Here is a 9,145-nt window from a genome sequence, read left to right as displayed (position 1 = left end):
GGTTAGATGGCATGGAAATTACCCAATTTACCTACTTCCAACAGTGTGGTGGCATTGATTGTCGTCCTGTACCCATTGAGATCACCTATGGTTTGGAACGATTAGCTATGTATCTCCAGGAAGTAGAGGCCTTTACTAAAATCCAGTGGAATGACCAAATTAGCTATGGAGATGTTCACCTTCAGGGAGAAGTTGAACAATGTACTTATAATTTTGAATCCTCTAACCCAGATTTACTGTTCACGCTATTTGGTCTTTATGAGCAAGAGGCAGAACAACTCAGCACACGAGGACTTGTTATGCCTACACTAGACTACGTTCTGAAGTGTTCTCACACTTTCAACTTACTGGACGCTAGGGGTGTGATTTCAGTAACTGAGCGCACTCGTTATATTGGCAGAATTCGCAATCTAGCGAGGCGAGTGGCTCAACTCTATTTGGAACAACGGGAGATGTTAGGGTTCCCGCTGAATAAACAGACTATAGCTTGAATCTACTACACAAAGAGCCTGACCCAATCGGTAGCAGCAAGGTATTCCTACCAGTAATCACGACTGAGAGCCTATTCGCCAGGACTTACGCAAAAATGGGCATCAAATATAGGTAGTAGGGTGAGTTATTAAGGCAAGCTAAAGGTAGATTTACTGGGTAAGTTCTGGTTTTCTCGACGCTTGTTAATGGAGGATATTGTCAGTGCTTGGAATTGCTGGATTAATGGGTCGAGCCACTACAATCCCGAGGGAATGTCTAACATGTCTGGCATACCGTTGTAAATCACGGGCAATGGTGACTCTACCAGCAGGTGATGCATGAATAAAACCCATATTCCCCTCAGCAGTACGATAGACTAAGCCAGTGTGGGTGACATCTATACCAGGAATAGTAGTAGCAATGCCAATGATATCCCCTGGTTGCAGTTGATTGTAGGCTTTCCTAATCTGATCATGGGGAATGAAATTAATAGTTGTCTGCTTGAGATTAGCTTCCATGGCTACAATACACTGGTAATTGGCCTCATCCCTGGCCAAAGATGGGTACTTACCCCTGTGTTTACTCATGTAGTTGAGGGTTTTCTGGCGGGATACTCCTCCTAACTTTAGCGCTATGTTTTTAACTGTGCCCCTTCTCTGATTGTCATCAATCCATTGAGAGAAATAGTGTAATCGGCTGCAATAGCCATTTAGATTACCATTCCCATAACGCTGGTCACGAAGGTGATTGACAAAGGTCTGCTGAGAATAATCTTTTAGGGCTATCCCTCGCGCTAGGGCTAGAATTGTTTCGACAAACAGGACGCAGTCAAATTCATTGAGAGTGATAACTAGGGTTTCTTGGCTGGATTGGTCTAATAAGTGAGCTTTGTAGCTTGCGCCCAGAAATTGCTGTGCGATCGCTTGCATGATCTCTGGGAGCGGACGCTCAGACAAGTGGTTTGCGATCGCATACTCCATCACCTGCTCGAAACGCTTTTTATCGGCTGGGTCACTAATTTCTGGTGGGGGAAATTGGGCTATCATCAGTGACTCAGCCCTATCCTTTAATGATTCGGATATAGTGCTAGTAATTAATTTGCTAGTAATTAATCGTTTATGGCCTAGTTTACCAGATTCGGACTCAACAGTAGCTTGAGATTCTAAACCAGAAGCCACACAACACGTGAGTATATACAAAACCGCAGCTAGCCTCAAGCTTTCTTTCATTATTCAACCTAAAACCTTTAACCCAATCTATTTAAAGCAAAGGCAACAGGCAACAGGCAAGAGTTAATCAACTAGCGCTGCATCAAGACATAGAATGATTTTGGGTAATGTCAAAAACGCTAATTATTGTTTCTATAGGAATCCTAGATGAATTGTGATAATTTTTGATGCCATATTCCCTACTCCCTACTGCCTGTTCCCTGTTCCCTATTCCCTGTTCCCTTTGCTTAAGAAACAACTCCCCAATCCATATAAGGCAACCTAGCGGTTGTCGCCCGAATCGCTTCTACTTGAGCAACCAGTTGTCCACAAGTATCCCAAGTTCCAGTCAGCAGCATGTTTCTTGGTCCATCCTCCATAAACACAGAAGCCTGCAACTCACCACAATAGACTTGCATCTCTTCCAAATCCAAGGTCATCGGGATTTCAGGATTCTCATGGAGGCTTGTCTGTAATTGCTTCACGGTTTCCGAATCAGCGGTCACACAGGGAAGCCCCATCGCCAAGCAGTTACCAAAAAAGATTTCGGCAAAACTCTCTCCGACAATTCCTTGAATCCCCCATCTCGCGATCGCTTGAGGGGCATGTTCCCGTGAAGACCCACAGCCAAAGTTACCATTTACTACTAAAACCGTTGCACCTTGATACTGGGGTTGGTCAAAGGGATGTTGTCCGTTAGCTTGAGCGCGGTCATCAACAAAAACCTGTTGTCCGAGACCATCAAAGGTCACACAGCGCAAAAATCGAGCTGGGATAATCCGGTCGGTGTCGATATCATTCCCTACTACAGGAATTCCTGTTCCGGTAATCATCTTTACTTCACTACTCATCAGACCTGCTCCTATACCATCAACTCCCGAACATCAGCCACTTCCCCTTTAACCGCTGCGGCTACAACCATTGCTGGACTCATCAACAACGTCCGTCCTGTGGCAGACCCCTGACGACCTTTAAAATTACGGTTAGAAGAGGAAGCGCTAATCTGACTCCCTTGGAGTTTATCAGGATTCATTGCCAAACACATCGAGCATCCCGGCTCTCGCCACTCAAACCCAGCCTCGACAAAGACTTGATCGAGTCCTTCGGCTTCCGCTTCTTGCTTGACCCGTTCCGAACCTGGAACCACAAAGGCTTTGACTCCCTCAGCCACATGATGACCTTGAGCAAATTTAGCGGCTTCTCGCAGGTCAGTCAGTCTACCATTGGTGCAGCTACCGATAAAACACACATCCACCTTTGTGCCTTGAATCTCTGTGCCTGGAGTTAGCTGCATGTACTCATAGGCTTGTTGTGCGATCGCTCTTTCTGTTTCTGGCAAATTCTCCGGTATCGGAATAGTTTCATTAACGGCAATTCCTTGACCCGGTGTAATCCCCCAGGTCACTGTAGGCGCAATGTCCGCCGCCTCAAACCTAACCACATCATCATATACCGCATCTTGATCGGACCGGATACTGTTCCACCAAGCCACCGCCTGATCCCAATCTGCGCCCTTGGGAGCAAAATCTTTGCCCTTAAGATAATCAAACGTTACCTGATCCGGGTTAACGTAGCCGCACCGAGCTCCCCCCTCGATGGACATATTACACACAGTCATCCGTCCTTCCATCGACATCTGCTCAAAGGTAGTACCAGCATATTCATAGGCATAGCCAACTCCACCTTTGACCCCCAACGTCCGGATGATGTGTAAGATTACATCTTTCGGGTAAACTCCTGGGCGTAAACTACCATTAACTTCTATTTTGCGAACCTTAAGCTTAGACAAGGCCAAGGTTTGGGAAGCTAAGACATCACGGACTTGAGAAGTCCCAATGCCAAATGCGATCGCACCAAACGCACCATGAGTAGAAGTATGGGAATCTCCACAGGCCACCGTCATGCCTGGCTGAGTCAACCCTTGTTCTGGAGCAATCACATGGACAATGCCCTGATTGCCAGAGCCGATATTATAAAATCGAATCCCAAACTCCTTACTACTGTTTTCCAAAGCTTGCATCATCTCCTCTGCCAAGACATCAGCAAACGGACGAGCTTGGTTTTCCGTCGGAACAATATGGTCTACCGTTGCCACGGTTCGTTCTGGAAACAGCACCTTCAATCCCCGTTCCCGCAGCATCGCAAAGGCTTGGGGACTGGTAACCTCGTGAATTAAGTGTAAACCAATAAATAGTTGAGTCTGACCCGAAGGCAACGTGCCAACACTATGTAAATCCCAAACTTTGTCAAACAGTGTTCTCGCGCTCATTTAGAAAAGGCTTCTTACCTGGAATCCAAGACAGGGGTAATGTATTTTATCCCCAGATTCTACATTTTATTCTAAAATATGTTATTTTCAACACATATTTGACAATCTTGGTAAAAAAATTAACAGCGTCCCCATAAGTATTCAGCTATCAGCTATCAGCTTATGGGCTACATCACAGCGCTTGTGGCCTGTGCCACGGTACTTGAGGTGCCATTAGCGATCAGCATTTAGCTTATGGGCTATGGGCAACCTACGATAACAGCTTTTGAATAAAACCAGTGAATAAAACCGGTAAGCATTTGTTTAATCTGTGTTACGGAAAGCTGACTGCTGACTGCTGACCGCTGACCGCTGACTGCTGACTGCTGACTGCTGACCGCTGAATGCTTATGCCTCCCCACCAATGACTAATCATCAAATAAACCTAAGATTGGACCAAGGATAGCTCCGAACACAAATCCACCAGCATGGGCCCAGTAAGCAATTCCCCCACCCTCCATTCCCACCTGAGCCTGAGCTCCCAGACTGGCTATGCCATTAAATGCTTGCTGTAAAAACCAAAACCCTAGATAAAATACAGCTGGTATCCTAGCCACGAAAAATATGAAAAATAGCGGGACCAGAGTTAGGATTTTTGCATTAGGAAACCTGATAATATAGGCCCCCATAACTCCAGCAATTGCTCCACTAGCTCCTAAAGCAGGAATAATAGATCCTGCCGAGAAAAACCATTGAGCTAAGGCTGCTAAAGCCCCACAAGTGAGATAAAAAATTAAGAACCTTATCCCCCCAAGTTTTTCTTCAATGTTGTTACCAAAAATCCACAAAAATAACATATTGGAGCCAATATGAAGAAAGCCAGCATGGAGAAATTGGGATGTGATCAGAGTCAAGGGTTCTGGCACAGGCTGGCCCACAGGAAAACCCTGGAAGCTAGCGGTTAACTCCCTAGGTACCACAGCATAAAGCCTAAAAAACGTGTCGAGTTCTGGTTTACTTAACCTCAGTTCATAAATAAAGACTATAATATTAATAACAATCATAAGTATAGTAATATATGGCGTGATTGTGATTGGGTTTTCGTCTCTTAGGGGTACCATAAGTATTTTTTATTTTATGAGTTCACCGAAATAGTCACACCATATTCTAAGGCAAGTTTACAAAATTAACTAATATTTGATTTTTGGCTAAGCAGTCAGTTTTCAACTCCCGTCTATGATCACACTTTATCTCAAGTCAACTAAAACTTTATTGGTTAACTATAATAAGTCAGCTGATTGATGATTGCTAGATTTTGGCGTTGCTGATCTAAGGAATAATATTAAGTCTAGTTGGGTCAGTTACAAGTTACCAGTTACCACTTACCCTCAATCATGCCACAATTGAGCAACGCCATATTCTATTTAGCTTTTGGCTAATCTACCACTTCAGCAGATTAAATTGTTCCATATCCACCGTATCCCGATTACGATATATCGACAGCACAATAGCTAAACCTACCGCTGCTTCTGCAGCTGCTACCGTAATTACAAACACGGTAAACACTTGACCCTTAATCCCTGCTGAGTCCATAAAATTAGAAAACCCCATTAAATTAAGGTTGACCGCATTCAGCATTAGCTCAATAGACATCAGCACTCGCACGGCATTGCGGCTAGTCACTAGACCATAAATACCAATGCAAAACAAAGCAGCAGCAAGCAGTAAAAAGTATTGGAGTTGAAGTTCCATAAATTATGATGTTTTATGTAGGGAATAGTAGTTTTTCAATGGGTAATTAGTGGTTGGTTGTTTACCATTGAGCGTTGACTGTCAACCGTCAACCAAACACTAACAAATACTAAACTGTTGTCTTATTTAGAATCCCCTGGCACAGAAGCAAGTTCCCGAGGACGCTCAGGCAAGGTCAAAGCTGTAGCAATTTCCTGATCTCTCGAAACCAATTCCTCAGGAATATAATCCCGACGAGCTATGATTATTGCCCCTACCATTGCCATTAACAAAAGTACAGAAGCTAGCTCAAACGGCAATAAAAAGTCACTGAAAAAATGCTGACCAATCTCCACAGCAGTATTAGTAACAACCATAGCTGGCTCAGTTTCGACTGACCATGACGTTACCAAAACCATTGTACTCAGAAGCGCAAACAAACCAATACAGACTATGGCCGTTGACCCAGTGCGCACCCAGCGCTTAGTCATTGGTGTAAAATCCTCTCGCTTATTCACCAACATGATGGCAAATAAAATTAGGACATTGACCGCCCCAACATAGATTAATATCTGTGCTGCTGCTACAAAGTCAGCATTTAGCAGAATATACAATCCAGAAATACCGATGAAAACACCAGCCAGTAAAAAGGCTGAGTATACAATGTTGGAAAGAAGGACAACCCCTAAAGCCGCCCCAATCATGATCACCGATAGTATGGCAACAGAAATTAACTGAACCCCTTCCGCTAGATTCATGCTTAACTTATCTCCTCGTGATGTATTTTTGGCTAATCGTTATTAGTGATAAGTCATTGGTCACAGTCAAAAGTCACTAGTTAACCTTCACTAGTTAACAGTTAGTATTAACTATTTGATAGTTAACCTTCACCCTTCAACCTTGAACCTTGGCCAAAAGGCCACGCTACGCGAACAACCTTGAACCTTGAACCTTGAACCTTGGCCAAAAGGCCACGCTACGCGAACAACCTTCAACCTTGAACCTTGGCCAAAAGGCCACGCTACGCGAACAACCTTCAACCTTGAAAAGACCAATGACTAACAACTAACTCTTAACGTCTTCTTCCTTTGATTCCATTTGCTCGAGAATTTCCTCTGGGCGCATACCAGCCCGTTTAGAACCTGCTGGCAAATCATGAGGATCCATAACCCCCTTCGGTAGATAAGCCAATTCCCGTAGAGGAGTTACCATCGGGTCTTGGGTAACTTTATAGGGGAGGCGTCCCAGGGCTACATTATCATAGTTCAACTCATGACGGTCGTAGGTAGAAATTTCATACTCTTCCGTCGCTGATAGACAGTTAGTGGGGCAGTATTCAATGCAGTTAGCACAGAAAATACAAACTCCGAAATCTATACTGTAGTGCTTGAGATTTTTTTTCTTAGTAGCTTTATCAAACTCGTAATCTACCACTGGCAAGTTAATCGGACAAACCCGCACACAAACTTCGCAGGAAATACACTTATCAAATTCAAAATGAATCCGACCGCGATAGCGCTCAGAGGGGATTAGTTTTTCGTAAGGGTATTGTACTGTAATGGGACGCCGTTGCATGTGATCAAAAGTCACCGATATCCCTTGACCAATGTAGCGAGCAGCCTGCACAGTTTCTTTAGCGTAGTCGCCAACCTGTTTGAGGAACTTCAGCATAATAATAGTTTAGTGTCTCTCTCTTGTCTTGATTGTATTGCTGAGTATTGTGGTACTGATTTATGAATTCTCAATTATGGACTTTTTCCTAATTATATCCTGTCCGTTTTACTACTTATGAGTATGGATTTATCCTGTTTTTTTACTCAAAAATTATAAATTAAACGGACTTGATATAACTAATAACTAACCACCAAAGGCAATTGGAAATGCCAATTTAAGAGCAGCAGTTAATAGAAGATTTACCAAAGCTACTGGTAGTAGAAACTTCCAGCCTAAGTTAAGCAATTGGTCAATCCGAACCCGAGGCAGTGTCCAGCGTAACAGAATAGCTGTAAAGATCAGGAAGTAAGCCTTGAGCAGGGTCATGGTAATCCCTAAAGAGGCAGTAATCACCTGCAACCAGGAACTGGTTTCACTCACCCCTAGCCAGCCCGCAAGCTTATCCAGAGGAATGGGGAATTCCCACCCACCCAGATAGAGCACTGCTACTAGCAAGGCTGACAACACGAGATTGACGTAGGAACCGACATAGAACAAACCAAATTTCATCCCGGCGTATTCTGTCTGATACCCAGCTACCAGTTCTTCTTCTGCTTCGGGTAAGTCAAAGGGGAGTCGCTCGCATTCTGCCAAGGCCGAAATCCAAAAAATTAGGAAACCCACTGGTTGACGCCAGACATTCCAACCTAGAATGCCGTATCCCGATTGCTGATCAACGATGTCAATGGTGCTGAGGCTGTTGGACATCATGACAACAGCTAGAACCGCTAATGCTAGAGGAATCTCGTAACTGATAGACTGAGCTGCAGCTCTTAAGCCTCCGAGTAAGGAATACTTATTATTAGAGGCGTAGCCAGACATTAACAGACCAATCGGCTGAATGCTCGACAGGGCAATCCACAGGAATATGCCTGTGCCGACATTGGTAATTACCAAGTTCTGTCCAAACGGTACAATCAGGTAGGAGATAAATACCGGCAGCACAACCAGGATTGGTCCGAGGGTGAATAATAAAGAGTCCGATTTGGCTGGAATAACATCTTCTTTGAAGACGAGTTTGATTCCATCTGCTACAGGCTGGAGTACCCCTAGAGGTCCAGCGTATTCTGGACCAATGCGCTGTTGAGCAGCAGCAGAAATTTTTCGTTCTAACCAAACCACTACCAAAACCCCTACGGTGGCAACGGTAATCATCAGAAATAGGGGTAATGGCATCCAAATGGCTTTGGCTGCACCAGCGGGGATGCCTAGATCACTCAGCGATTGAATAAAACGGCTTTGGAGGTCAATTCCTTGATTCATGTTTTCCGATAAACGTTATGATTGAGACCATCGATACCGCTGGTATCAGTGGCTAGAAGTTTCTTTATTAAGATTTTTTGAGAACTTCAGTGTCTAGTATATACTTGACAGCTTAATTTCTCCCCATCACCCAATCACTCCTTGTCTATCCTAGATCTAAAGCATTGCTAGGATAGGTCTATCGCTATTGTTTTTATCCTTAAGAGCAATTCCTCTCCCGTTATACCCGCTTATGCACGCGGGAGACGGGGCGCCTATTGTGCGGACGCAGGTGACCCACACAGCCCGGAGACGAAACCTTAAAATAAGGTTTGAAGTTACCGTAAGGAGAGTGGAGCCTTAATCATAAAGTTTTAACCCTTTTACCCATAACCGACTAACCATAAAGGCTCCACTCTCCTAAGGTTTCGTCTCTGGCCTTAATCATAAAGTTTTAACCCTTTTACCCATAGCCGACCAACCATAAAGGCTGCCCCAGCGAGGGATTGCTCGCTGGGGTAACTTCTGACCC

At 44.3% G+C, this 9,145-nt stretch carries 9 protein-coding genes; 1 reads left to right on the top strand and 8 read right to left on the bottom strand.

Annotated features, from left to right (window positions below):
- The coding region (locus F6J94_RS24770; RefSeq protein ID WP_293045025.1) for a glycine--tRNA ligase subunit alpha at positions 1–491 on the top strand (491 nt) is incomplete at its 5' end.
- A 183-nt stretch (positions 492–674) separates the two neighbouring features.
- Here F6J94_RS24770 and F6J94_RS24765 read toward each other — a convergent pair.
- The 8 genes from F6J94_RS24765 to nuoH all read right to left on the bottom strand — a co-directional run bounded on the left by F6J94_RS24765 (position 675) and on the right by nuoH (position 8,634).
- On the bottom strand, positions 675–1,700 hold the full coding sequence (locus tag F6J94_RS24765; RefSeq protein WP_293045023.1) for an N-acetylmuramoyl-L-alanine amidase-like domain-containing protein: 1,026 nt from the start codon (positions 1,698–1,700) through the stop codon (positions 675–677).
- Between the two features lie 227 nt (positions 1,701–1,927).
- Positions 1,928–2,530, bottom strand: a complete 603-nt coding sequence (leuD, locus tag F6J94_RS24760) for a 3-isopropylmalate dehydratase small subunit (protein WP_293019315.1) — start codon at positions 2,528–2,530, stop codon at positions 1,928–1,930.
- A gap of 11 nt (positions 2,531–2,541) precedes the next feature.
- The gene (leuC, locus tag F6J94_RS24755) at positions 2,542–3,948 is read right to left on the bottom strand and encodes a 3-isopropylmalate dehydratase large subunit (RefSeq protein WP_293045021.1); all 1,407 of its coding nucleotides are present in this window, start codon (positions 3,946–3,948) and stop codon (positions 2,542–2,544) included.
- Between the two features lie 407 nt (positions 3,949–4,355).
- On the bottom strand, positions 4,356–5,048 hold the full coding sequence (locus F6J94_RS24750; protein WP_293045019.1) for a rhomboid family intramembrane serine protease: 693 nt from the start codon (positions 5,046–5,048) through the stop codon (positions 4,356–4,358).
- Between the two features lie 319 nt (positions 5,049–5,367).
- Positions 5,368–5,679 (bottom strand): NADH-quinone oxidoreductase subunit NuoK, encoded by a 312-nt coding sequence (gene nuoK / locus F6J94_RS24745; RefSeq protein ID WP_008185025.1) that lies wholly within the window; start codon positions 5,677–5,679, stop codon positions 5,368–5,370.
- 122 nt (positions 5,680–5,801) lie between these two features.
- Complete coding sequence (locus F6J94_RS24740; RefSeq protein WP_293045017.1) at positions 5,802–6,416, bottom strand: NADH-quinone oxidoreductase subunit J; 615 nt, start codon at positions 6,414–6,416, stop codon at positions 5,802–5,804.
- 307 nt (positions 6,417–6,723) lie between these two features.
- A complete protein-coding gene (ndhI, locus tag F6J94_RS24735; protein WP_293045028.1) occupies positions 6,724–7,326 on the bottom strand; it encodes an NAD(P)H-quinone oxidoreductase subunit I in 603 nt (200 codons plus the stop codon).
- 189 nt (positions 7,327–7,515) lie between these two features.
- Positions 7,516–8,634, bottom strand: a complete 1,119-nt coding sequence (gene nuoH / locus F6J94_RS24730; RefSeq protein ID WP_293019321.1) for an NADH-quinone oxidoreductase subunit NuoH — start codon at positions 8,632–8,634, stop codon at positions 7,516–7,518.
- Between the last annotated feature and the right edge of the window lie 511 nt (positions 8,635–9,145).

Origin of the sequence: Moorena sp. SIO1F2 (genome assembly GCF_010672755.1) — a bacterium.
GTDB lineage: Bacteria > Cyanobacteriota > Cyanobacteriia > Cyanobacteriales > Coleofasciculaceae > Moorena.
The sequence above is the reverse complement of the archived record's forward strand: the minus strand, read 5'-3'. Positions and strand labels throughout refer to the sequence as shown.

Coding starts and splice junctions, on each gene's coding strand:
- F6J94_RS24765 (WP_293045023.1), bottom strand. CDS start 1,700: ATGAAAGAAAGCTTGAGGCTAGCTGCGGTTTTGTATATACTCACGTGT.
- leuD (WP_293019315.1), bottom strand. CDS start 2,530: ATGAGTAGTGAAGTAAAGATGATTACCGGAACAGGAATTCCTGTAGTA.
- leuC (WP_293045021.1), bottom strand. CDS start 3,948: ATGAGCGCGAGAACACTGTTTGACAAAGTTTGGGATTTACATAGTGTT.
- F6J94_RS24750 (WP_293045019.1), bottom strand. CDS start 5,048: ATGGTACCCCTAAGAGACGAAAACCCAATCACAATCACGCCATATATT.
- nuoK (WP_008185025.1), bottom strand. CDS start 5,679: ATGGAACTTCAACTCCAATACTTTTTACTGCTTGCTGCTGCTTTGTTT.
- F6J94_RS24740 (WP_293045017.1), bottom strand. CDS start 6,416: ATGAATCTAGCGGAAGGGGTTCAGTTAATTTCTGTTGCCATACTATCG.
- nuoH (WP_293019321.1), bottom strand. CDS start 8,634: ATGAATCAAGGAATTGACCTCCAAAGCCGTTTTATTCAATCGCTGAGT.